The sequence below is a fragment of the Synergistaceae bacterium genome (genome assembly GCA_017443945.1).
Taxonomy (GTDB): domain Bacteria; phylum Synergistota; class Synergistia; order Synergistales; family Aminobacteriaceae; genus JAFUXM01.
On record JAFSXS010000052.1, the window covers coordinates 1 to 25,448 of the forward strand.

Consider the following 25,448-nt stretch of genomic DNA (forward strand, 5'->3'; position numbering starts at 1 on the left):
AATAAATAAATAATATAGTAATAGCAAGGGATTATAAAAATTTTGCTTAGGTAAAGTTTGAGGGAAAGTTGTGGTAAAGTATGGTAAAGATTGCGGAAAAAATTAAAAAGTTTACCAATATGTGTGATGGGTGATGAAAATTAATCATGAGTCTTGCTGAGTAGAAAGTAAGATTAATTGCTGTGTTGAAATTTTGTGTCGGGTGAGATACTAAGGGCGCAGTCAGGAAAGCAAAACGCTTTTATTTAAGCCTGCTCTTATTCCAAAACGAGTCAAAACAAAATCATATTTCGCGGGATCTTCAGGACAAATTTTCTTGAATCCTTCTGTTATCTCTATTGCTGTCCTCAAATCCGCCTGCTTCCTGTCAGTAAATTCAAGCAAACGAGATATATTAAACATGTGTGTATCAGTAGGCACTATTAAATCACTAGGTTTTATGACTGTCCAGCCGCCCGGATCTACTTCATCATGTCTGACTAGCCACTTTAGAAATAAAAATAATCTCTTGCACGCGCTCCCGTCTTTGGGTGAAGTTATCAGAGAAAATGCACCTTCCTTCTTGCCTTGTGAGAGTCCGGCAGAAAAAATATCAAGTGCAGGCAACAATAACTTATCGGAAGAATTTAAGCATTCACATAAAAAATTTTCAAGAGAGTCATATTTCCTGATTATGTCAGCTATATTCTTGAGCAAATTATTTACATCGTCTGAAGTCGTAAATCTATGCTTAAACGCTTTAGGCACAATTTGTAAATTATCATTTGCGAGTAAAAATTTTCTGGGTTTACTCGTGAGACATGATAAAACTTTTTCTACACTCTTCATAATTTGCGCTACTCTCCCATATGCAAGTGAAGACGCTATAAGGCCGACAATTTCTAAATCCCGCACATTTTTGTAATTATAAAGAAAATATAACGGATCAGGATTAATTAATTCCTTGCGCGCATAAACATAATATAAACCTTCGAGAAATGCTCTTAATTCGTCATTAGTCATGATTCATATAAATTAAATACAGGGAAGCAAAAATTTTCTACTCCCCCGCAAAAATTATTAACGTGCAGACAATTCACGGTCAACAAGATAAATGCTGTGTTTGTCTCCGCCGAGAAATTCTATTTTGTTGACTATGCTGCTTGTGTTGTCTTCTTCTTCCATTTGCTCATCAACAAACCATTTCAGCATGGATTGAGTCGCGTAATCCTTTTCTGCCACTGCAAGATCAACGAGCTTATAAATACGCGATGTTACATATTGTTCGTGAGCATATGAAGCTTTGAAGGCCTCAAGTGCGTCTGTATATGAGTCTTTAGGCTTGGCAATTTCGGGAATAATCACGCGCTCGCCACGTTCATAAAGATAATTAATGAATTTTTCTGCGTGCTCGATTTCCTCTTTGTACTGTTTGCGCATCCAATGAGCCATTCCAGCTAAACCGGAGTCCTCAAAATATGCTGACATTGCCAAATAGATATAAGCTGAGTCAAATTCTGCTTTTATCTGCTCGTTAATTGCGTCTCTCATTGCCTGAGAAATTTTCACCGTTTATGACCTCTTTCTAAAAAATTTAGGCTTCTGCCTTCCATAATCCGTGTTTGTTGCAATATTCGCGCATTGTTACGCCCGGTTTTGCACAACCAAATTCTACTGCGGGTTCCTCGCCGGGTTTCAGGAAACATCTAGCAATTCTCTCGCCCTCGATTACTTCTACCCATTCGATATAATGATCGTCCTGCATTGGGTGAGCGACGCTGCCGACTTTTACTTTTTTGCCGTCAAGAACGGGAACGTGTTTTTCCTGCGCTGCATCGGTCGTATTTTCCTTTAACAGCTTCATTGGTTCTCCGCAACAAGAAAGAGTCCCGCCGCCGACGTGCATAACTTCGACGATATTTCCGCATTTAGCACACTTAAAAACGTTCAACTTTTCCATTATAAATTTACCCCCGTATAAAAAATTTTTGCTAGAATAATAATAAACTTTTTGTGAAAATTTAAACACGAAGGAATTACGCAAAATTATGATGAAACGTTCGAGAGCTTTTATTTTAACAGAGATTTTAACGGGGACAATGCTTCAGGCTGGACTCGTGCTGGCTTTGTGCGGTGCGTTCTATATGACGATAAATTTTTACGTTAGGACAAGCAAAATTTTGACTGCTCGTGAAAAAGGTCAGCGGGTCATTTCATTTGTTGACGAGAGAATAAGACATACAGGACTCGGCCTCTGGAAGTGCAGCAGCTCGGCAGAAATTCATAAAGCATTAAGAACGATTCCGGGATTCTGGTGGGATAATGCTAAGACTGAAGCTGTTAAACATTTACCAGTTGTAATTACCAACGGAGACACTTGGAACGCGAAAACTTTAGATGAAGACGGCAATGCGACTCAGGGAATTGTCAGAGGAAATATATTAACTCTGCTTTACGCTCAAAAAGTTAGCAGGAGAGATGATAAAATTTTATTAATTCAACCATGTGATGCTTCAGGTTTCTTTAATAATGTTCCGAGAAGCCGTCCCGTTGCTTTAAGCGGCAAAGCTAATGATGATGAAGTAAAATTATTCAAGACAGAGAATAATAAAGACAAAAATAACAATGATTATATATCTTCCTCCTTTAATGAATTAGGGACTCCGTCTTACTTAACTTCATGGGCTGTTACTGCTACTGCCGGCGTGCCTTTACTACTCAGCAAGAACGCAACAATAAACGGCAGACACATTCTTATCAGCGCAGATATTTCAACAAAATCTATAGATATTGCGTCAGGGACAGAGCTTTTATATCTCAATTGCGATAAAATATTTACTGAGAATGATACGAATCTTGGCACAGGCAGAAATTTAGCATATAGAAAACTTGAAAATGACTGGGACACAAGCCAAGCGGATCGAACCGAGAAAAAAAGAAATATCGAAACCGGCATTCTTGAATTATATATAGAACTCGACAAGAAAACTCATGTATTAGATCTCTATGTGCTTGCGAGCGGAGGCTATGACTCTTCACTTGATAACCCGCGCCCAAAATCTTGGCCAGATAGTGCAATATGGAGAGACGATTACAAACATCATTATATTTATGTCTCGCGAAAATCTTGGCACCTTGATAATATTCCGCCCTCATTTCAATGGAATTAACAGCCCTGCAAGAGCTTCATCAATGTGTGAGACTCGAATTAATTTGATTCCTGTAAATTTTATTTTTTCGCGCGAACTCACTACAGCCGCATGAAACCCCAACCGTGCGGCCTCCTTTAGTCTTAGCTCAATTCGTGTAACCGGTCGGATTTCTCCCGCGAGTCCAACCTCACCGAGCCAACATGTACCCGCCTGAAGTGCAACATTTTTTAAAGCCGACGCAATCGCAGCACACGCAGGCAAATCCGCAGAAGGATCTTGAAGAGTCAAACCTCCTGCAACATTTATATATAAATCATGTCCGTTCACTGCAATATTACAGCGACGTTCTATTACGGCCGTCAACAGTTGAAAGCGATTTAATTCTATGCCTCTTGATGTTCGTCTCGGATATGGGAAAACAGTTCGAGCAGCTAAAGTTTGAATCTCGGCGGCTAATGGCGTATTTCCTTCAAGTGCAATAGTCATAGCTACACCCGGCACAGCTGAGTCATCGCGATTCCAATAAAGGCCGCTTTTATCCTGCACAGGCGTTAAACCGTCTTCGCGCATTTCAAATATTCCAAGCTCATCCGTGCTGCCATAACGATTTTTAACGGCTCTTAGCATTCTATATGATGAATAACCCTCACCGGAAAAATTTAATACTGTGTCGACCATGTGTTCAAGCATCATAGGGCCTGCGATTTTGCCGTCTTTCGTGATGTGGCCGATCATTACTGCGGGAATATTTTTTTCACGGGCTGAGTCTATGACTCTTTGTGCAACTGCGCGAACTTGAGTAACTGTTCCCGGCCAGCCTGAGTCATTATTTGCGCTCATTGCCTGCACGCTGTCAAGTACAAAGAATGCAAATTTATTAGCGTCGAGATTGTTTAAAGCGTCTTCCAAGTCCGAACCCGAATATAAATATAAATTTTCTGACTCCGTGTGAAGTCTTGAAGCACGCAAAGCAACTTGAGCATCTGACTCTTCGCCCGAAATATAAAGCACAGGAAGATTATATTTTTTCGCGACACTTCCGGCAGCTTGAAGCAATAAAGTAGATTTTCCTATGCCCGGTTGACCTCCGATTAAAGCGACTCCGCCTGGAACGAGTCCGCCTCCTAAGACTCTATCAAGTTCATCAATGCCGGTTAAGATTCTTTCAGGCGATTTTACGTCAAGTGCGCTGATAATTTTTACTTTCTGCGAGATAATTTTATTGTTGCTGCTTGATGATTTAGACTCCTGCATAAGTTCAAGTGTCCCCCATGAATTACAAGAAGGACATTTTCCCGTTTTAGTCGTTGTTATATGCCCGCATTCAGAACAAATATATCTTGTGATTTGTGAGTTTGCCATGTGCTTATTATATAGTGCGAGTGGTATAATGTTCAAGAAATAAAAATTTTCCCATCGCGATTAATTCAATCAAGAAAATAATTTTACTAATACTTTTGCTAATACAAGAATGCGCAAATTTATTAACAGCTGCAAAGGTTCATAAAAAATTTTTCTGCATTAACGCAATTAAATTTATGAATCATTGAGCAAATTAATAAATTCCTGTTCTGATAAAATTTTCACGCCGAGTCTATCTGCTTTCTCAAGTTTTGAGCCGGTTTTGTCGCCTGCAACTAAATAACTTGTCTTTGCACTCACGCTGTTAGAGACTTTACCGCCTAAATTTTTTACGCGTTCTGCTGCATCGTCTCGAGTCATTGAGTCAAGTGTTCCGGTGAAGACAAAAATTTTTCCTGATAATCTGCCGTGAATAACTTTTTTATTGCTGCTCATTGTGAGGCCAAGCGCGCGGAAATCTTCTATTAACTTCAAATTTGACTCGTTCCTGAAAAATTCATGAACACTTTTTGCAATTATCGGCCCGATCCCTTCAATCAATGCTATATCGCTTTCACCTGCTGATTTGAGCGAGTCAATATCCCCGAATCGCTCAACTAATAAAGACGCTGCATTTTTCCCGACATCAGGAATCCCTAATGCTGTAATTAAATTCTCTAATGGGCGACTCTTTGATGACTCTAATTCTGACATAATATTTTCTGCGCTTTTACGTGCGATTTTATCAAGTTTCAGCCAGTCAGAAATTTTCAGATTATATATATCGCTCAAGCACTTAACGAGTCCGGAATCAATTAATTTTGCTGCTAAACTGTCGCCGAGTCCCTTAATATTCATACTTGAACGTGAAGCAAAATATTTTAAACCCTCCTTTAACTGTGCAGGGCAGGACGCTCTATTTGTACACCTATAAGCAATTTCGCCGGGCAACCTCACGACTTCAGACTCACAGACAGGGCAAATTTCCGGCATTGTAAAAATTTTTTCGTCTCCTGTGCGCGCTGACTTGTCAACTTCTATTACTTCAGGAATAATTTCTGCTGCTTTCCTGACTCTTGCGAGATCTCCGACTCGAATATCTTTGCGCAAAATTTCATCATAATTATGAAGTCCTGCGCGCTGAACGAGAGTCCCCGCGAGTCTCACAGGTTCAAGAATCGCAACAGGAGTCAATACTCCCGTACGTCCGACAGAAATTTTTATATCTTTTATGCGCGTGAGTGCCTCTTCAGGGGGATATTTATATGCTACTGCCCAGCGCGGAGCATGTGAAGTCGCGCCTATTTCCGGCCATTGAGTCAAATCGTCGAGCTTGATAACTACTCCGTCAGTGAGATAATTTAATTTGTGGCGTTCGTTCTGCCAGTGAGCTATAAAATTTTTCACGTCATTAAGATTCTCGCAATATTCACAGGCATTTTGCACGGGAAGACCTAAATTACGCAAATATTCAAGTGCTTTGCTTTGACTCGTTATCCCATAAGACTCAGCGTTCACGAGGTAATATAAGAAAATATCGAGTCCCCGTTCAGAAATAATTTTGCTGTCCTTCTGCCTGAGAGTCCCTGCTGCTGCGTTTCTTGGATTCGCAAAAGTTTTCTCGCCCCGTTCAGTACGAATTTGATTTAACGCGTTGAATCTGTCAGTAGTCATCAAGATTTCCCCGCGAACTTCAATTTTTCCCGACGGAGCATTATTTAAATATTTAGGAATTGACTCGACCGCTAATAAATTTTCTGTAACATCTTCGCCGGTTATGCCGTTTCCTCGTGTAGCGCCCTGAATAAATTTCCCGTCCTGATATATAAGCGAGACTGCGAGACCGTCAATTTTCATTTCGCACGTAAAATGTTCTTCACGTTTTATGCGCGCGAAAAAATTAACGAGTTCATCAGGCGTAAATACATTATCAAGCGACAACATCGGGATATTATGCTGAACAGGAGCAAATAAATTACTTGCCGAGCCTCCGACGTTATGAGTCAAGAAATTTTTGCGTGTAAATTCCGGGTGATCGCGCTCTAAATCATTTAATTCACGAACAAGCGAGTCATATTCAAAGTCGCTGATTTCCGGCGAATCTTTGTCATAATAGAGTCCCGCATGATAATTTATAAGCTCATAAAGCTCATTCATACGGGATTGAAATATATTCATGCTTTAAGATTTCGGCTTCATCGCAGGGAATAAAATAACGTCCCTGATTGAACGTGCGCCGGTCAAGAACATAACGATTCTATCCATGCCGATTCCCATGCCTCCAGTCGGGGGGAGACCTGCTTCGATTGCGTTAATAAAATCTTCGTCGAAAACGTGTGCTTCCTCGTCGCCTTCTGCTTTCTTGCGTGCCTGATCCTCGAATCTTTCGCGCTGGTCGATAGGGTCATTAAGTTCACTGAATGCATTTGCTACTTCTTTCCCGAACATGAATAACTCGAATCTGTGCGTATAATCAGGATTTTCGGGATCACGTTTTGAAAGCGGCGATATTTCCGTAGGGTGTCCGAGCAAAAATGTAGGTTCAATTAATTTTTCTTCGCCGAACGCCTCAAATAAGAGATTCAACACTGCAAATTTGCTTTCATGTCCGGTCATTTCTGCGCCGAGTCCCTTAGAACGTGCTATTTCGCGCGCTTCCTCGTCGGATTTAACTGTGTCAATGTCGACTCCGGCAAATTCTTTTACTGCTTCACGCATTGTGATACGCTTAAAAGGTTTTGAGAGGTCTAATTGCGTGCCGTTCCATTCTATATTGAGAGTCCCGATAGATTTTGCTGCGTTCCTGATTAATTCTTCCGCAAGATTCATCATGTCAACATAATTTGCGTAAGGCCAATATACTTCCATCATAGTAAATTCGGGGTTGTGCATTGTGTCAATACCTTCATTGCGGAAATTTCGGCCTATCTCGTAAACTCTGCCCATCATGCCGACGACGAGACGCTTCAAATATAATTCTACGGCAATACGCATATACATATCGACACCCAGCGCGTTATGAAAAGTTTTGAAGGGTCTTGCGTTTGCTCCTCCTGCAAGAACTGACAAAATCGGAGTCTCGACTTCTAATGTGCCGTGAGATTCGAGAGTCTCCCTGAACGACGAAATAATTTTAGAACGCTTACGGAAAACTTCGCGGACTTCAGGATTTGCGATTAAATCCATGTAACGCTGTCTATATCTTATTTCAGTGTCTGTTAATCCGTGCCATTTTTCGGGCAGTGGGCGAATTGCTTTGCTGAGTAATTTATAATTTGTTACCATGATAGTTAATTCGCCGCGTCTTGTTCTGCAGGGGTGGCCTTCGATGCCGAGCCAGTCGCCGGTGTCAACCCATTTTTTGAGGAAATTATAATTTTCTTCGCCTACAGTATTAAGCTGAAAATATAATTGCATTCGTGAATTTTCGTCGGCCAAGTCTGCGAAAGTTGCTTTACCCTGTCGTCTGATTGTCATGACTCTTCCTGCTGTCTTGACTGGTGAGTCCTGTGATTCTTCTTCGGGCTGCAAGAAGTCAAATTTTTCGCGAATTGACTCTAAAGTGTCGCGCCTGTCCCATGTTTCGTTTACATAGGGGTTATAGCCTTCTTCGGATAATAGACGCTGTAATTTTTCCTTGCGCTGTCTTACTACCTCGTTATCTTCCGAGTTAAATAATTCTTCGGGCATAAATAAAATTTTCTCCCTTTCTCGTAAAAAAATTTCTTAATATATTATACTTTATTACATGCACAAAATTTTTCAGTAAAGATTTATGCGATTATAAATGAATGCTGCTATGTATATCGGCTCCATGCAATAATTTATACTGTTGACACAATTTGTTATGTCTTGTCAGGCTCGTAACGCAATTTTTTCATCAGTTAATAATTTGAGTCGCGTTCAGGCAAAGGTATTTACAGCTATTAAACTAGATTGGCTATAACAAAATTTCTTTGTGAAGTCTTATAATCAGTGAGTGAAATAAATATTTCTGTAGTTGCAAATGTAGTTGTAAAAATGTATTCTATCGTGAAAAATTTTTATTGCTCCTGCTGTGAATGCTGCAAAATATTTTAACTCATTGACGGCCAAATATGAAGCAAAAATTTAACGCCTGAAAGTTATTTATCACGAGCTTATATGCTCTTTTCATAACAAGTTTTTATCGAGATTATATTATTTTCCTATAAATTACTTAGCATAAATACGTAGAAATTACTATTGTTTTTTTTTTTTTTTTCTAAGCTAAGATTTGCACGTTAATAATTTTAGTAAATCTTTATCATAGAAGGAGAATGCTTGAATGAGAAAAATTTTAGCTCTGATTGTATGTGCTGTTATATGCATTGTCGGAGTCAGTGAAGGTGCTTATTACGACGAAGGCAATGACGGAGACAGCTGGGAGACGGCGTATATTCTTGACTCGGTTGAAGATTTTGTGTTGTTCAAGGACAGAGTCAATAATGATAATGATGACGAAGGAAAATATTATAAGCTGGCAGCAGATATTGATATAACTTCCTATACAAATTGGGAGGGTATAGGAAAAAATTATAGCTTTACTGGACATTTTGACGGTCAAAATCATACTGTAAATGTAAATATTTCCGCTGACAATGCTACAGGATTATTTAACATAATAAGTTCGGACACAGATACAATTGCGGTTAGGAATCTTAATGTTGTTGGCACTGTTAAAAGCAGATATTCTGCCAACGGTTTAGCTTGGAAACTTATGTCAGGTATAATTGAAAATTGCAGCTTTAACGGCACTGTAGAAAGTATATCATGGGCATTATGGACATCTGCAAGCGGTTTATTTGATACTGTAAGGTCAGGTACTATCAGAAATTGCAGAGTTAAAGGAATAATATCAACATCAGCATCATCATATCCGTATTACTCATGGGCAAGCGGTATAGTTGTAGATCTTATTAATGAAGTCTTCAAATCCAAAGATGTTTTGATAGAAAATTGCACAGTTGAAAGCGGAACAAAAATAACTGCACAAAATTATGCAGGTGGAATTGTCGGTACAATGAGGGCAGGTCGTATTCAAAACTGCAATACAAGAGGAGTAATTATAAGCGCTTCAATTGGTATCGGCGGTATAGTCGGCTACGCAGATTTATCTTCAAGTCAAAATATTTATCTCTCAGGCAATCAAAGCCCCGCAGATTATCCGGAAATAGGAAATAATAATGGTAATTCCGATACTCCTGAAGACAATACACCATCCGTTAATAATGAATGGAACAATCACCGCTACGAAATCTACAACGAGTCTTTAACATGGGAAGAAGCAAGACAGCGTTGTGAATCTCTCGGCGGTCATCTCGTAACAATCACAAGCGATGCAGAACAGACTTTTATCACGCAGCTTTTAACAGTTTCAAGCACTAATTACTCAGTCTACTGGATCGGAGCAAACGCAGACTCTTCCGGAGCATGGCACTGGGTAACCGATGAAGTTTTCGAGAAGCAATACAGCAATTTTGCAGCAAATCAGCCCAACGGAGACGGAAATTATTTACAGATTTTCGCAAGTTCAGGCCTATGGGACGACACAAGACAGGACACAGGCACAGAACACGGCTTTATTTGCGAGTGGGACGAGGAACAGAAGGCAGTAACAGAAGCAGCCTTAGACTCTAATTTCGAAAAATGGCAGGCAAACCCTGACGCTTGGACAGACACCGACGGAACAAATTATTTCGGTGCAAGGCCGAGTCCTATAGATAATTCACACTTAGCAGGCAACCCGCCGGTAGTTTCGCCAGTAGATCCTAATGCTTTGCCGGTATCTTATGACGGTAGAATCGCAATAGGACTCCCTGACGCAAGAGATCAGGGCGATTATTCAACCTGTTGGGCGTTTGCGTCAATAGCAGCTGTCGAGGCAAATTATCAAGCTCAAAAATTTAATTTCCTTACGACAAGTCCGGATCTCTCAGAATTATATATGGCATGGTTTACTTTTGCTCAATTCGGCAAAGAAAGAGGCAGAACCGGCAGCACGCTTGAACAGGGCGGAACCGTTAATTTTGCTATAGACTTTCTTAAGGAGCTAGGTACAATAAACGAGTCCGATATGCCTTACTCAATAGCAGGAGATAATAAATCAACATCAGACTCTAATATCACCGCATTTCTTAACGGCAGACGGGCAGAAAATTTTAACAGAACGCCTATAAGACTCGCTCATGCAGAAACAGTTTATATCAGCGAGAACAACGAGTCAGAAATTAAACGTCTTGTCATGCAGCACGGCGGAGTCTATTTCGAGTACCATAACGGCAATACCAGCGAAAACTATAAAGAGAGCACAAACGCTTTCTATTCTCCATATGTAGAAAATAGGGATCACGCAGTATTAATTGTCGGCTGGGACGATAATTTTTCAGCAGATAACTTCAACACAAATCCCGGCAGAAACGGCGCGTGGCTTGTTCGTAATTCATGGGGAACTGAATGGGGCGACAAAGGCTATTTCTGGATGTCATACAAGCAGGCAGACTCACAGCTTGCAGGAATGTTCAACGCTGCATATTTTATAATCAGTGAGGATAACGCCCCGCAGTTAGTTCAGGAAGAAACAGAGAAATTCACAGAAACAGGCACAGTTCCGGAAAATACAGATAATATTGCAGAGTCTGAAGATATTATCATCGTAAACACCGTAGAAGATACCGGTCCGACAAAGCATATTACTACAGCATGGGCAGCAAATATTTTCAGGGCAGCCAGAAATGAAAGTTTGTTCAGAGTCGGATTTTACACGACTGATAATAACGTGCAGTACAAAATTTTCGTGAACAATTTCGGCAAGGACAAACCCACAGATCCCGGTGAAGCAGAAGTATATTCAGCAGCTGGTAATTTCTCAAACGCAGGCTATCACACAGTAAATTTAACTGATACTATGAAGCTCAACAGCGGCGATTATTATGCAGTAATCGTGAAAATGACTCTAAGCTCCACTTATAAATATTCAACAGCTGTAGCAGCATTCGTCGATAAATACGCAAGCCCTGACGTTAAACCGGGAGAAAGTTATTTTTCTGATGGTGAACCGGTGCCTTCAGTGTGGCAGGACGGGACAACGATAGAAGGAGGCCCCTATAATGCATGCATAGAAGCTCATACGGTTTTGATAAAGATTAACGAATCAAGCCCGGTTATAACGACTGATTCACTTCCTGACGCTACAGCAGGCCAGCAATATAATTTCACACTTAATGCTACAGGTACAGGAAAAATCGAATGGAGAAGCGGCAATATTCCCGCAGGACTCGCCTTAAGCCGTGAGGGAGTTATTACGGGAGTTCCTGAGGACTCAGGAGAATACAGCATAAACTTTACAGCTATTAACAGTGCAGGACAGGCAGAGAAAATTTTGACTCTCAACGTAGCAGAGAATCAAAATCCTTCAGAACCTGTAAATCCCGTCAATCCCCCTGCGGATCCTGTCGACCCTGTTAATCCTGATGACGAGCCTCAAAGTTTACCGATGGGCAGCAGCGGAGGCTGTGAGTCGGGCTTTGGTGCGTTATCAATTGTTGTAATTCTTGCTTTGTTCTCTAAGCGCAGGGATATTGCGGAAAAATAAATTTTCAAGGAGGTTTTATCATGCGCAGTAAAAGATTTGCAAGTTTGTTTATTATCGCGTTTATTGCAGTATTTATATTCGCGGGTAATGCGTTTGCTGACATTGTTGACAGTAGCTCGCCCTATCACGTGTCAAAATGGACATCGTATCGGTATGTTAGTATCGGCTCGGTGTTTAGTGATTGGAATTCAGGAACTTTCGGCGGAAATTGTTTTATGTTTGCAAGGCTGGTAACTAATAGGCTCAAGAACGTAGATTTTAATCTTCAAGTTAATGGAATGCGTGCTATAAGTAATATTAAAGGTGTCGGCCCTCTTGCAGGTAAGTCTGTAAGCAGTATATCTAGACTCATAGCACAACATTTTTACGATGTCAGCGGAAGTATTACAGAGCAGCAGGTGAAAAATGCTTTTGCCAATGCTAAGGAGGGTGATGTAGTTCAATTTAGGCGCAATTCAAACGCAGGCCAGCACACATTAATAATAGCTAAAGTATACAGCGACGGATTTACGACTCTTGAAGCAAATTCACCCTATGCAGGTACTATCAGCAATCAGGCCAGATATTATAAAGATTTCGCTAAACAAATAAATCAAGCTAAAAATTTGGGCGGATTCTCTATTTACAGATTCGGAGTCGATGAAGTTGTACGGCCAAGCATTAAAACCGCTCCGTGGGGTGATAGAGTTTATGCAGGATATTATTACAGCTTTAAACCTACTGCAACGGGTTCAAATTTAACATGGAGCATTTCGAGCGGCAGTCTTCCGCCGGGATTCTCGATTAATTCATCAACAGGCGAAATAAGCGGCACTGCTTCACACACTGCAAGCGGTAAATCCTCGAATATGTGGATAAGTTATATTTTCAATATTAAAGCGTCAAATTCCGCAGGAGAATCCGTAAAAGAAGCTTGGTTACCTGTGTGGGAGCCGCCTGTAATTGTAACGAATTCACCACTTCCAAACGGTACACAGGGACAGTCTTACAGACAAGAAGTCAAAGCAGATGGCACAGCAATGAGTATGACATGGAGAGTCAAAAGCGGTTCTCTTCCTCCCGGACTTACACTTGGTAAAAGAAATTCTAATTTAGTTGCAGACCGCCGCTATGCTGTAATATCAGGAACACCTACACAGCCCGGTACTTATTCATTTGAGTTAGAATGTGATAACGGCAATGGGTTTTATCCTAGAGGCATAGATACTAAGTGGTTTACAATTACTATCAAGGGTACGGAGCCTCCATATGACTCAAGTATCAACATAAATTATACCTTCAAGACTCCTTGGTCGCGCGGGGTGTATTATTCTGACTGGGTCAAGACAAATGTTGACAACTATACATGGTTCCAGAATTTTGGCGAACTTCCTCCAGGTTTGAATATTAGTCGTTCAGGCAAGTATATTTATCTAAGAGGTACACCGACAAAGGCAGGCACTTACAATTTTGCGATAACTATATATAAAATCGCTAATGGCTGGTATTCAGGTCAAAGGTCGTTCTCATACACAGTTACAATCACAGATTCGAGCAATAATAGTGAATGGCGTTCTTCTGCTATGTCTACAACATTTAATTATTTACCAGGCAAAATAGGCACGTCATACAATGATTATATACTCGTCAACGGCGGGGTCGCTCCATACACGGCAAGAATCGTCAGCGGTACAGCTCCATCAGGGCTAAAACTTTCAACATCAGGACGCTATATAAAATTCACAGGCACACCCAGAGGCCAATGGGGTAATTTCTCGTTTATATTGCGCATAGTTGGAGCAAATAAAGGCTATGTCGAAAAAAGGTGTTCAATTTACATAAATTATAACCCTGCTTATCCGGCCGGAGACAACGAGGAGGAAAGCCTGACAAAACCTAAGATTATAACAAGCTCCCTTATTGACGCAAATGTAAACGCAGAATATTCCGCAGCAATCGAGGCAACCGGAGCAACGCCTATAACTTGGACTCTCATAAACAGCAATTTACCGGAAGGCGTGAGCTTTGACGCAAACGAAGGCACAGTAACAGGCATTTTCACGGAAGCAGGCAAATATTCACTCACAGTCAAGGCTGATAACCCGGTAGGTTCAAAGACTAAGACCGTAAAAATTAAAGTCTTGCCAGCAAAACCGTTAATCATCACTGAAGAATTGCCTATGGGAGTATTGCGTGAAGAATATAATATCCCAATCGAGGCAGAAGGCACAGATCTTAAATTCTCTAAGAGCGGCAGTTTCCCAAGTGGACTTAAACTCGACAAGAAAACGGGATTAATTTACGGCACACCTAAGAGAGCAGGCACTTACACATTCACAATTACGGCCAAGAATAAAGCAGGCTCTGACTCGAAAGAATTTACGCTTGAGATTAACCCTGGCGACCCGCCTTCTATTGATATTACGAGCTTACCCGATGGAACTGTGAAGACTTATTACGAGACTACGATTACAACATCAGGATCAAGCCCGATAAAATGGACTAAGAACGGGACTCTTCCTTCAGGACTCAAGCTCAACAAAAAAACGGGCATTTTGTCAGGTACACCTAGGAAGGCAGGCACTTATACATTCTCGATAACTGCAACGAATGACGCAGGCAGCGACACAAAAGAATTTGAACTCGTAATCAAGAATAATGCAGGAGGCAGCAATAATACGACCTCAAGCAATAAAGACGAAAGCGAGTCTAATTCCGGTAGCTATGGAGAAAACCGCCCGGTCGTCGAACTTGAAGCAAACGAAGACATCACCGGCAATTCAGGCAGCATTCAGACTCATTTATATCTAGTCAGCGATGATGAAGACATAGAAGGATCTATCACTGTCGAACCCGATAAGGCTTTAACGTTCAAAATAGGCGAATGGGTCAATAGTTCCGGCGTTGCTGCAGAAGTATCTGACGTGAAAATCTTTATTGACTCTGAAGAAATTTCAAGCGATATAGTAATTTCTGATGATGAGTCTTTCGTTTTGCCGAGTGAGCTTGTAACGGGAGAATTTACAATTTATGCAAAGGCTCTCGCAGGAAGTCTCGAACTCACGACCAGAGAAATTAATATTATTGCAAATGACGATGATATTAATAACGGTCAGAGTATAACAGCATCACAAAGCGGGAACACTGACGAAAACGGCACACTGAGCGCAGGGGGATGTAACATCAGCTTTGCAGGAGTTGTTTTACTCGTTTTGTGCGGCACTATGATATTCAGGAAGAAATAATTTATTTTGCTTTTCCCCCTTGTTAACGCGAGGGGGATTTTTTTTGCGGTTATAATATATATAAATTTTAGGGAGGCTATAATCTTGCAGGAAGTCTTGAATAAATTAAACGAGCTTGGCATTAATTACGAACTCGAAGAACATGAAGCAGTCTTTACAATCGAGGCAATTATAAAACTTGGCCTGAACAAACGCGGAATGATTCCAGTAAATTTATTTTTGCGCGACGCTAACGGGAAGAGACATTTTTTAGTGATCCATGACGGCGAGAAACAAACTGACCTCAAAAAATTGCGTGAACAAATTATTTGCTCGCGTTTGAGCTTTGGCTCTGAAGAAAGATTATATAAACATTTAGGACTCACAAAAGGTTCCGTGTCTCCGTTCGGGCTGATAAATAATATAAATAATGACGTAGAATTAATCATTGACTCAAGCATAAGAAATCAGCCGCTTTTAGGTTTTCACCCGAATATAAATACTGCGACTGTTTGGCTTAGTTATCAGGATTTCATGAAATTTGTTAATGCCTGCGGGAATCCTGTAAAATTTGTTGACTGCTAGTTATTTTAAGCCGTTAACATAAATTATATTGCTCCCTGTGTTAATATTCTTGAGCGTTCGGCCTGAAAGACTCTCAACTTTTGCGAATAATTCCGGCTGAGTCTCTTCACTTTGCGAGATTTCATAATTAGGAATCGGGATTCTTTCTCCGTCTTCATTGAGCGCGATTACTCCTTGATTCTGGATTCTGTCATAGACTTCACCGCCGTGTAAAAAATAACTCGGTTCATTAGGTGCATTCAGTGAAGGAACTATTATATTTGCTGGTCTTGCAAGTTCGTCAAGGAAATTAAACGCTTCCATCAAAATCGAGTCAATTTTATCCGTATCTCCGGCAGCTTCTGAAATTTTTTGCGGCAATTCGTCGCGCCATTCCTGAATTTTATTAATTTGCTGCTGTATTAATTGCGAGCTTTTTTCGGCCGATTCTGAGTCCATCACTAAATATTGCGTTAAATTTTCGAGTCTCTCTCTAACTGTAGGGACGCTCTTGTCTGTCTGCACGATTTCGCTCGTTAAAGTTGACTGCGATTTTATTTTTACGTCATCGCTTACAGTGTACCAGCCGGGGGAGCTTATCTCGTAAAATTCTGCGCCGTTTTCGTCATGTTTGACTCTTACTTCCATATTAGGCTGCCAGACTTCCCGAACGTTCCATTTTTCGCCGCTGCTGATTCGAGTTCTCATGCGTTCAAGAATGCTAGACATTTGCGAGTCCTGCCAGTTTTCGGTCTGTTCGCGTGAAAGATTTTGCGACATTCTTAAATTTCCCGGTATCATGAACAAATTATCATTTAAATCAGCAAGTTCAATCTGAATTTCGACTCTATCAAGATCGTCGAGACTTTTATCTTGTGCAAGTGTAGCTAAATCATGCATTTTTTCGAGAATATTCTGCGCTTTCTTCATGGCCTCGTCCATTTTCTTAGTGGCCGGGTCATATTTCACGATATTTTCTGCTTTGTTAGTGCCTTGCGATTTCTGCAGCCCTGACTCGGACAATCTCACAGAGTCATTATTTTTCTGCAAATTAACTTGAGGCAGGACACTTTTATTTTGCCTTAACGTGTTAAAGTTTGAGAGTAAATTTATTGCTTGAATCCTCATGATTATATCACCTCAATACTTTGATTATCGTTAATAGTCAGACATTCGCAGCCGTCTTCAGTGATTAAATAGTCGTCTTCAATTCGCAGGCCGCCCCAGCCTTCTATGTAAATTCCCGGCTCAATTGTAACGACATCACCGGCTCGTAAAATGTCCTTTGAGGTACGCGACAATCTCGGCGACTCGTGAACTTCCAAGCCCAGCCCATGACCAAGTCCATGCAAAAAATTTTTCCCGTAGCCTGCATTCTCTATAACTTTACGCGCAATTAAATCAACGTCAAAACCTGATACGCCCGGACGAAGTGCTTTTGCTGCCTGATTATGAGCGTCTAACAAAATATTATTTATTTCTCGTGCCTTGTCGCTTAAATGAGTCAATGCAAAATTTCTTGTAATATCACTCATATAGCCGTTCACCATTGCGCCGTAATCGACTGTAACAATATCGCCTTCAGCAAATTTTTTATCAGTTGCCGGAGCATGACACATCGCCGTTCTTTCACCTGAAGCGACAATAAAATCATCGTGTGCCCAGCCTTTTTCTGCGCCTAATAATTTAATTTGTTCGTTGAGCTTTATATCAAATTCTATTTCAGTCATTCCGGGGCGGGTTTGCTTTAAAACGTTTGCAAGAGCTTGACGGCCGATTTTCGCAGCTTGTTTGATGTACTCGATTTCTTGAGAGTCTTTGCAGCGTCTTAGAGTCAATATTAAGTCCGACGAGTCAACCCAGTTAGCTTTTACGGGAACAAAATATTTTATGTAATCGGCGTGAGAAATTTTTTCTGCCTCGAAACCTACATTAACCCAGTCAGAATCTTTTACGGCGTTTGCAATGTATTCATAGACAGAAATTTTTGATTGAATGATGATATTATAATTACTCTGCAATTTTGCCTGTGTCGTATAGCGTCCGTCGGTGATTAATATTGCGTCGTTGTGAGTTATTATCAGTCCGGCCGAACTCCCGCGAAAACCTGAAATATAATGACAACTTTCTGAATTTGCGCGTTCATCTACTATTAAGACAAAGGAGTCTAATTTTCTTTCATGCATTAAAGCGCGTAATTTTTCGAGTCTAGCGTTCATTGAGTATCACTCCTGAAAAAATTTCATGATTCGTTCTTTATAGTCGGGTGCCTCGTCATAAGCTGCATGGCCGTAATTCTCGTAAATATATAATTGAGCACCGATTTTATTTGCTGTCTCACGTGAATAATCAGCCCCGAAAATTTTATCAAGTTCAGCACCGATTACAAGAACGGGAGATTTTATCTTGTCTAGCTGGTCATAAATATCAAAGTCTCTAACTGCTTTAGTAAGAATTATAAATCTTTCAAGCTCTGAGTCGCTCAAATTTTTATTTGCGTCAAGAATTGCATCACGATATTTTGCGAAAAATTCCGGCGTATAAACATTTTCGGAGAATGCTAGATTTACGGCGTTAATATTTTTCTCGCGGGCAAGAGTCAATAAATCATTCCAAAATTTTACTGTTCTAGGCTTTGCACGTGAGAGAGTAGAGCCTAATACAATTTTTCGAGTCAAATCCGGCCGATTCACAGCTAAAGACTGCGCAATCATTCCGCCCATTGACACGCCTAAAATGTCAGCATTCTTTATCCCTAGCGAGTCAAGAGAGTCGGCCAAGTCCTGCGCTAAATTTGAGATATTATAATTTTCCGGTAAATCATCGCGGACATCGAACAAGAATACTTCATAATCGCGCGAAAAAATTTTATATGCTTCTGCGACTGAATCAGCGTAATTCATTACACTTTTTAAGCTCATACCGGGAATTATCACGAACTTATTTTGACTCGCTTTATTGCCGAACCTGAAAAATTTTAACGCAAATCTTTCTGTCTTGAGTGACTCTATTTTTATGGGCATGATTGACTCCTTCGCGTTAGTCCTGCTGATAATTATATGACTGCATAATAATATACATGACATTATCAATATCAGATAGTTTTTCCATATAAATTTCAACATCGCCGTTTCCCCACTTTCTTTGTCCTGTTGTATCTTTGCAAATGCCTTCAGGGTCGTTTATGTCTGCAAATTTCATGTTAATAGCGATTCTAAGCCTCTGACTCTGAAAGAAGACATCAGCAAAATTTGTATCGAGCTTATAAGCAATATATAATTTCTTGAATTCACGCCTTACATATGACGAAATATTTTGAATGCGCGAGTCCAGCAAATTAAATAATTCCATCGTGTGAGCATTAGTACTGTAACTTGCCATGCTGTAACGCTCTTCCTGCCCCTGATATTTAGCGAGTTCTTCAGGTGTCATGCTAGGAAATTCCCATATTTTGACTGCCTTAGACGCTAATAAATTCGCGCGGTTAATAATATTTTGCTCGTTCCATTCCGTTAAAGCTATAATATCAGAATTAAGACGTAAAGCACTTTGCTTAAATCCGCCTGTTATATTCATTTTTTCAGTGAATGAGCTGTTACTCATTTCAGAATTATAAGCAGTCAGAGTCAAATTTCCGATCGTGTGCAAATATTTTTTCTGAATTTCGCGCCAGTTATCACCGAGCATTTTTTGCCATTCCTGAGTCAAAGTCTGCGGCATTATGTGCTCAATAGTATAATTTGCCATGTTTATGGGAGCTTTATTATCAAAATTTTCGAGTCGGCTCAATATAAATTTATGAGTCTGCATTGTATAAATATCACGATTCACAAACGCAGCAATAAATTTATCATCATCAGGAAATTCACGATAACCGCTGCACATGAGAAAAAATGCTTTGATAGAGTTTACATAATCATCGGGTTTTATTGCATTTCTCAAAGTCGCAAAAGTTTTATTCAATGAATTTGTCGGGAAATCGCATATACTTCGGCGGAAGACATAACTAATACAGAGCCTCAAAACTTGTTTAAATTCTGAATCACTGATAATTTTTTTCTCGTAATCATCACGGACTCTGAGCAAAAACGGATAAGATATGCTCATTCTAAGCTCGTTAATGTCCTCATAGAGATATTTAATTTCTGAGTCAGTGCTCCTCATGAAAATTATATCAGTGTAATAGACGGCATATTTATATAAATCGGCGCATAAATCGCGGGCTGATGCAAATTCTGAATTTATGCTGTAATGTTTAAATTCTTCGTAAGTGCGGTTCTTGTTGGGTATCCGGGCAAGTTTCATAGTTATATAATCGCGAAAGAAATCATCCATACTAGCGATACCAAAAAGTTTTTCCATTGGTCTCCATGAATGTTCATAAATATACGTCTGCTCGTCTGAATCAAGTCCCATCAGCAAATAATTTCGTATTAAGTCAGACTCTGATAATTCTTTGCCGGTTGAGTTCAAACTCTCAAAAATTGCCTGCGCGTCATCGTCTGAACGGTCGAGAGTTATATTTACAATTTGGAGTTTACCTATAGACTCGTATATTTCTAATGGCTGCAAGACTTTATCATTAATTTTGTCGGCAAAAAATTTATAATTCTCCAGCAGTCTTGATTTAGTGCCATTATTTATGGGCTTATGCTCAACGAGACTAATAAAAATTTCGCGGTCTGAGTCAGTCAACAGCAATTTATAACGCTCGTAACCGTCAACATATTCATTTTTCAGAAATGTATTGTCAATACGACGTGTATTAATATTATTATCCTGCGTTTTTTCGGCATAATCGCGAAGGGCAGTCAGCAATAATAAAATTGTAGTGATTCGCTGTTGTCCGTCGATAATTAAAAATTTTTCAACGCCCGTTGCCGATGCATGTTCAACAACATTTACAATAGAGCCGATGAAATGAGCTTTTCTCCCGTTTTTCTGCATTGAGACAATATCATTATATAACTGCCTGCACTGCTCAATATCCCAGCTGTAAAATCTCTGATAAATCGGGATTATAAATTGCTTCTCACCGTTTAACATCGTATTTATATTACTTTTTTGCGCGTACATGTTATATTTCTCCCTGTCATAATAATAATAAAGCAAAGTCAAAGGCTTAAAACCTTTTTTTTGCACCGGTGCGGGGCGATAGCTACTCTCGTTGGTCGCAGCAAAAAATTTTTATCATTTCTCCATAACTGCGACGCTTTCAACGTGTGCCGTCTGAGGAAACATGTCAAACGCTTTTATACTCACGAGCCTATAATCATGAGACGCTAAAATCTTGCAGTCCCTCGCCAAAGTCGCCGGGTTGCACGAGACATAAATAATTTTTCTGACTCCGAAATCATTTATAGCCTCAATCACGCGTCTTTCGCAGCCATCACGGGGAGGATCTAACACTACTGAATCATAAGAGTCACGTAATTCACTTATAATTTCTTCTGCACGCCCGCAAAGTGCTTGAACATTATCGAAATTATTAGCATGCAAATTTTTTACGGCCATTTTCACAGCTCCGCGCCATTCTTCGACAGTTGTTAAATTCTTCGCGTTCTCTGCAAGATAGCAGGTTAATGATCCTGTGCCGCTGTAGAGTTCGAGCAAATTTTTTGAATCTCCTGCAAGTGAGCTCACATAACTAAATAATTTCTCTGCCTGGCCGGTGTTGACCTGAAAGAATGACGCTGTGTCAAAGAATAATTTATATTTTCCGAGAGTCTCGCAAATTAAGCCCGACCCCGTCAAATTTTCCGTGTAAGTCCCTAATATGACATTGCCCGGTTTTGAATTATGATTCATTGTCAAAGTGTCCGGCCTCGCTTGATTGCCCAGTGATACAAGAGCTTTCACGCTTTTTGCTGACAATTTGCCGTTGATTACGAACGATAAAAGACTCTCGCCCGTGTTAATTCCTGTACGTGCTATTATGTGCCGCAATTTTCCGGAGCCGTTAAGCTCATTATAACCGTCAAAAGGATATTTTGTCGTGTCAAGCGAGTCTAAAATTTTGCCGTAGATTTCATTCAAACGCTTTGCATTCACGGGACATTGACGAATCAATTCAAGCCTGTGAGTCCCTGCCCTGTAGAAGCCCGTTATAATTTTTCCGCGCAAATCCTGAACTGGGAAAGCTGCTTTATTGCGATAATTCCATGACGACGGCGACTCTTCACATGTTAAATCAGCAAAATTTTTCGAGTCAAAACCTCCGATTCTTGTCATTGCATCGCGCACTAATCCGGCCTTGAGCATTAATTGCAGGCTGTAATCTGCGTGTTGTAATTGGCACCCTCCGCACCTGCCGTAATATTTGCATTTGGGAATTATCCTATTTTGACTCGCTTCTATAATCGAAAGTGTATCGGCGACGCTGAAATCTTTTTTTCTCGCTACAATCTCAGCATTGACAATTTCACCTGGTAAAGCTCCATGAACAAATATAACGCCTCTGTCAGTTCGTGCGATTCCGGCTCCTTCGCTTGACAGTGCAGAAATTTCGAGCGTGAGAGATTCTTTATCTCTATTGTTAGACCATTTTTTCAGGATTGACGACCTCCTTAAATTTTTCAGGACTCAATAAATCAAGCTCTGTACATGCTTCCTTGAGTGAAATATTTTTACTATGAGCTAATTTTGCGACTTTTGCGGCGTTCTCGTAGCCTATTACGGGATTTAGTGATGTAACAAGCATGAGGGATTTGTCAAGATTTTCACGCATTTTGTCTCGGTTGGCCTTGATTCCTGACGCGCAATTTTTGTTGAATGAATTTATTGACTCGCTTAATATTCTCACTGACTGCAAAAAATTATAAGCGCATACCGGCATAAATACATTTAATTCAAAATTTCCCTGACTCGCCGCAAATCCTATTGTTGAATCATTGCCCATTATTTGAGCAGCTATCATTGTAACCTGTTCGCACTGAGTCGGATTAACTTTTCCGGGCATTATTGAGCTTCCCGGCTCATTTTCGGGGATAAAAATTTCTCCATAACCGCAGCGGGGCCCCGACGCAAGAAATCTCACATCATTAGCTATTTTCATCATGTCGGCGGCAAGTGATTTTACTGCACCATGAGCAAAAACTATTTCACTTTTCGACGTGAGAGCATGAAATTTATTTTGTGCAGGAGTGAATCTAATTCCCGTTAAACTTGTAAGAGCGCGCGTTACTTCGACATCAAAATTTTTCGGAGCATTTAAGCCAGTCCCGACAGCTGTTCCGCCGATTGCAAGACGAGACAAAAATTTTTGCGATTCATTCAAGTATTCTAACGCACATTCTAAACTGTTACGCCAGCCCGAAATCTCCTGCGAAAATCTTATCGGTGCAGCGTCCTGCAAGTGAGTCCGGCCCGTCTTGATTATGTCAATATTTTCTGACTCTAAACGCTTGAAAGTTGCGATTAATTCATTTACGGCAGGAATTAATTTTTTCTCGACCGACAAGACTCCGGCGATATACATAGCTGCTGGAAAAGTATCATTTGAGGACTGCGACATATTTACGTCATCATTAGGGTGTAATAATTTTTTCGCGCTTAATTCGTTGCCCCGATTAGCAATTACTTCATTTACATTCATGTTTGACTGAGTGCCTGAACCTGTCTGCCATACAACTAAAGGAAAATGAGAGTCCAATTTGCCGGCAATAATTTCATCAGTTACGAGCGAAATAAACTGCAATTTTTCAGGAGTCATTTTTTCCGGCAGTAAAATATTATTCGCGATCGCACAAGCCTTCTTTAAGTACGCAAACGCATTTATTATTTCACTGGGCATTGTTTCAAGTCCTACACCTATTTGGAAATTCTGACGGCTTCTTTCTGTCTGTGCTCCCCAGTATTTATCGGCGGGGACTCTGATTTCTCCCATTGTGTCATGTTCTGTTCTGTATTGCATTTAAGATTTGTGCGCTCCTTCCCACTCAAAATTTTCACCGAGATAGAATTTTCGCGCGAGTTCATTTCCGGCGACTTCTTCAGGAGATCCCGCTAAAAATATTGTCCCGTCGTGAATTAAATATGTCCTGTCAGTAATTGAAAGCGTTTCTCTTACGTTGTGATCTGTTATTAATATCCCGTAGCCCTGCGCTTTTAACTCGTGAATCATTGATTGAATATCAGCTACTGCAATAGGGTCTATTCCGCTAAAAGGTTCATCGAGCAAAATAAATTTCGGCTTAAGTGTCAAAGCTCTTGCGATTTCGACTCGCCGGCGTTCTCCTCCTGACAAAGCATAGCCGTTAGTGTCTGCAATGTGAGTTATCTTAAATTGTTCGAGCAGCTCATCTGTTAATTCTTTGGACTGTTTGCGCTTGCCGGTTTCTTCCCATACGAGATTAATATTTTCGCGGACTGTGAGATTTCTAAAAATTGATGCTTCCTGCGGTAAATATCCGATTCCAGCACGTGCACGCATAAAAACGGGAAGACTCGTAACTTCTGTATCATCGATCATGACAGTTCCAGAGTCCGGCCTTATTAATCCTACAATCATATAGAATGAAGTAGTTTTTCCCGCACCGTTAGGCCCTAAGAGCCCGACAACTTCACCGGGGTTAACGTTAATGCTGACTCCTCCGACTACAAGACGATTATTATAACTTTTTCGCAAATCTGAAGCTGTTAGACCTGTCATTTTCTGCGTGTTCTCCTTTGCGGCTGAGGTTTATTATTATCTGGCTTAGGTGCTGGCGGGTTATTTCTGCGTTCACGAGTCAAATCTATAGTAATTTCTGCGCGGTCAGTGCTGACTCCTCCATCGCGCTGTCGTGTTATGCCTCCGAGAGCCTCGACTCTATTTTGATCGGGAAAATAAACGATTGAGTCAGATTTTAGAGTCCTCCCTCCCTGAACTGCTACAACGTGGCCGCTTACGACGACACTTCCTCGTGTGAGCGAATAAACTGCGCTGTCTCCTTTAAGATTCACTGCGTCGCCTCTTGCTTTAGGTTTGCCGCGAATCCACACGCCTTTTTTCGCTGTCATCTCGAATAAATCACCGTTTCTGATTATGCCCTCTACTGTCTCAGCACCGAACGAGAAACCTTTAGATCTGTCCTCAAGATTTCTAACTTTAGTGAGCCAAAATTTTGTCTGCCTGTCCGTTGCTGTAGGGTCAGATATTCCGCCTAAACCTGTCAGAGTCAATCTATCTGCGTCAATGTGCATAGAACCGTAACCGCCTTTGACTCCGTTAAGAAATTTGCACGTAGGAATTTCCGCGAATGTGAGTAATAATTTCCCGGCGTTCAAGTCAATTTTTGCTGCGTTCCACCTGCCTGCTGCTGTTATGCCCTTGTCAAAATTTACTTCTTTGCGACCTGTGTTGCCTGTTGCTGTAGGTGCTTTGACGTTGAAATCTCCCGCGTTGATTGTAACATTCCCGTCCGCAAGAAAATCACCCGTGTAAGCGTCGAATCTCATTCTATTAGCTGAAAGAGTCGCTTTGTCCGGCAGCGCATTAGAATCAAGAGCGAGAACAGGTGCAGCAAACAAAAGAATCAGCAGACATACTGTAAAATTTCGCTTCATTTATTCGTCTCCCTTCACGTAAAAATAATTATGATTTAACAAATTATATTA

The 25,448-nt window shown here is 40.6% G+C and carries 18 protein-coding genes; 4 read left to right on the forward strand and 14 right to left on the reverse strand.

All coding sequences use genetic code 11. The features are described from left to right. Positions 1–222: 222 nt before the first annotated feature. Genes IJT21_05015 through IJT21_05025 form a run of 3 tightly spaced genes read right to left on the reverse strand, consistent with a single transcriptional unit; the run spans position 223 to position 1,942 of the window. Entirely contained in the window at positions 223–1,002 is a 780-nt protein-coding gene (locus IJT21_05015) for a TIGR02757 family protein (GenBank protein MBQ7577615.1), read from the reverse strand. A 57-nt stretch (positions 1,003–1,059) separates the two neighbouring features. Further along, positions 1,060–1,530 carry a ferritin gene (locus IJT21_05020; GenBank protein MBQ7577616.1) on the reverse strand — a complete coding sequence of 157 codons (471 nt, stop codon included), beginning with the start codon at positions 1,528–1,530 and terminating at the stop codon, positions 1,060–1,062. Positions 1,531–1,573: 43 nt separating this feature from the next. Continuing rightward, entirely contained in the window at positions 1,574–1,942 is a 369-nt protein-coding gene (locus IJT21_05025) for a desulfoferrodoxin (protein MBQ7577617.1), read from the reverse strand. A gap of 85 nt (positions 1,943–2,027) precedes the next feature. On the opposite strand from IJT21_05025, the gene IJT21_05030 reads away from it, so the two are divergent. After that, a complete protein-coding gene (locus IJT21_05030; GenBank protein MBQ7577618.1) occupies positions 2,028–3,149 on the forward strand; it encodes a hypothetical protein in 1,122 nt (373 codons plus the stop codon). Here IJT21_05030 and radA read toward each other — a convergent pair. The 3 genes from radA to lysS form a co-directional block, all read right to left on the reverse strand. Continuing rightward, on the reverse strand, positions 3,132–4,493 hold the full coding sequence (gene radA / locus IJT21_05035; GenBank protein MBQ7577619.1) for a DNA repair protein RadA: 1,362 nt from the start codon (positions 4,491–4,493) through the stop codon (positions 3,132–3,134). The genes IJT21_05030 and radA overlap by 18 nt on opposite strands. A gap of 174 nt (positions 4,494–4,667) precedes the next feature. Further along, positions 4,668–6,650 carry an NAD-dependent DNA ligase LigA gene (gene ligA, locus IJT21_05040; GenBank protein ID MBQ7577620.1) on the reverse strand — a complete coding sequence of 661 codons (1,983 nt, stop codon included), beginning with the start codon at positions 6,648–6,650 and terminating at the stop codon, positions 4,668–4,670. A 3-nt stretch (positions 6,651–6,653) separates the two neighbouring features. Next, a complete protein-coding gene (lysS, locus tag IJT21_05045) occupies positions 6,654–8,162 on the reverse strand; it encodes a lysine--tRNA ligase (GenBank protein MBQ7577621.1) in 1,509 nt (502 codons plus the stop codon). 616 nt (positions 8,163–8,778) lie between these two features. On the opposite strand from lysS, the gene IJT21_05050 reads away from it, so the two are divergent. The 3 genes from IJT21_05050 to IJT21_05060 all read left to right on the forward strand — a co-directional run bounded on the left by IJT21_05050 (position 8,779) and on the right by IJT21_05060 (position 15,872). Continuing rightward, positions 8,779–12,084 (forward strand): hypothetical protein, encoded by a 3,306-nt coding sequence (locus IJT21_05050; GenBank protein MBQ7577622.1) that lies wholly within the window; start codon positions 8,779–8,781, stop codon positions 12,082–12,084. Between the two features lie 20 nt (positions 12,085–12,104). Beyond that, complete coding sequence (locus tag IJT21_05055) at positions 12,105–15,308, forward strand: putative Ig domain-containing protein (protein ID MBQ7577623.1); 3,204 nt, start codon at positions 12,105–12,107, stop codon at positions 15,306–15,308. A gap of 78 nt (positions 15,309–15,386) precedes the next feature. Beyond that, complete coding sequence (locus IJT21_05060) at positions 15,387–15,872, forward strand: prolyl-tRNA synthetase associated domain-containing protein (GenBank protein ID MBQ7577624.1); 486 nt, start codon at positions 15,387–15,389, stop codon at positions 15,870–15,872. Here the strand turns inward: IJT21_05060 and IJT21_05065 are convergent, their stop codons facing one another. From IJT21_05065 to IJT21_05100, 8 genes are all read right to left on the reverse strand, one after another. Next, the gene (locus tag IJT21_05065; protein ID MBQ7577625.1) at positions 15,873–16,979 is read right to left on the reverse strand and encodes a hypothetical protein; all 1,107 of its coding nucleotides are present in this window, start codon (positions 16,977–16,979) and stop codon (positions 15,873–15,875) included. It lies immediately after the preceding gene. A gap of 2 nt (positions 16,980–16,981) precedes the next feature. Beyond that, positions 16,982–18,070, reverse strand: a complete 1,089-nt coding sequence (locus IJT21_05070; protein ID MBQ7577626.1) for an aminopeptidase P family protein — start codon at positions 18,068–18,070, stop codon at positions 16,982–16,984. A gap of 6 nt (positions 18,071–18,076) precedes the next feature. Continuing rightward, a complete protein-coding gene (locus tag IJT21_05075; GenBank protein ID MBQ7577627.1) occupies positions 18,077–18,874 on the reverse strand; it encodes an alpha/beta fold hydrolase in 798 nt (265 codons plus the stop codon). 16 nt (positions 18,875–18,890) lie between these two features. Continuing rightward, positions 18,891–20,927, reverse strand: a complete 2,037-nt coding sequence (locus IJT21_05080; protein ID MBQ7577628.1) for a DUF262 domain-containing protein — start codon at positions 20,925–20,927, stop codon at positions 18,891–18,893. 114 nt (positions 20,928–21,041) lie between these two features. Beyond that, positions 21,042–22,430, reverse strand: a complete 1,389-nt coding sequence (gene rlmD / locus IJT21_05085) for a 23S rRNA (uracil(1939)-C(5))-methyltransferase RlmD (protein ID MBQ7577629.1) — start codon at positions 22,428–22,430, stop codon at positions 21,042–21,044. Next, a complete protein-coding gene (gene fumC / locus IJT21_05090) occupies positions 22,387–23,763 on the reverse strand; it encodes a class II fumarate hydratase (protein ID MBQ7577630.1) in 1,377 nt (458 codons plus the stop codon). Before fumC ends, rlmD begins: the two co-directional genes overlap by 44 nt. Continuing rightward, positions 23,764–24,501, reverse strand: coding sequence for an LPS export ABC transporter ATP-binding protein (lptB, locus tag IJT21_05095; protein MBQ7577631.1), 738 nt, complete (start codon positions 24,499–24,501; stop codon positions 23,764–23,766). Beyond that, the gene (locus IJT21_05100) at positions 24,498–25,397 is read right to left on the reverse strand and encodes a hypothetical protein (GenBank protein ID MBQ7577632.1); all 900 of its coding nucleotides are present in this window, start codon (positions 25,395–25,397) and stop codon (positions 24,498–24,500) included. The genes lptB and IJT21_05100 overlap by 4 nt, the downstream gene beginning before the upstream one ends. Positions 25,398–25,448 lie beyond the last annotated feature (51 nt).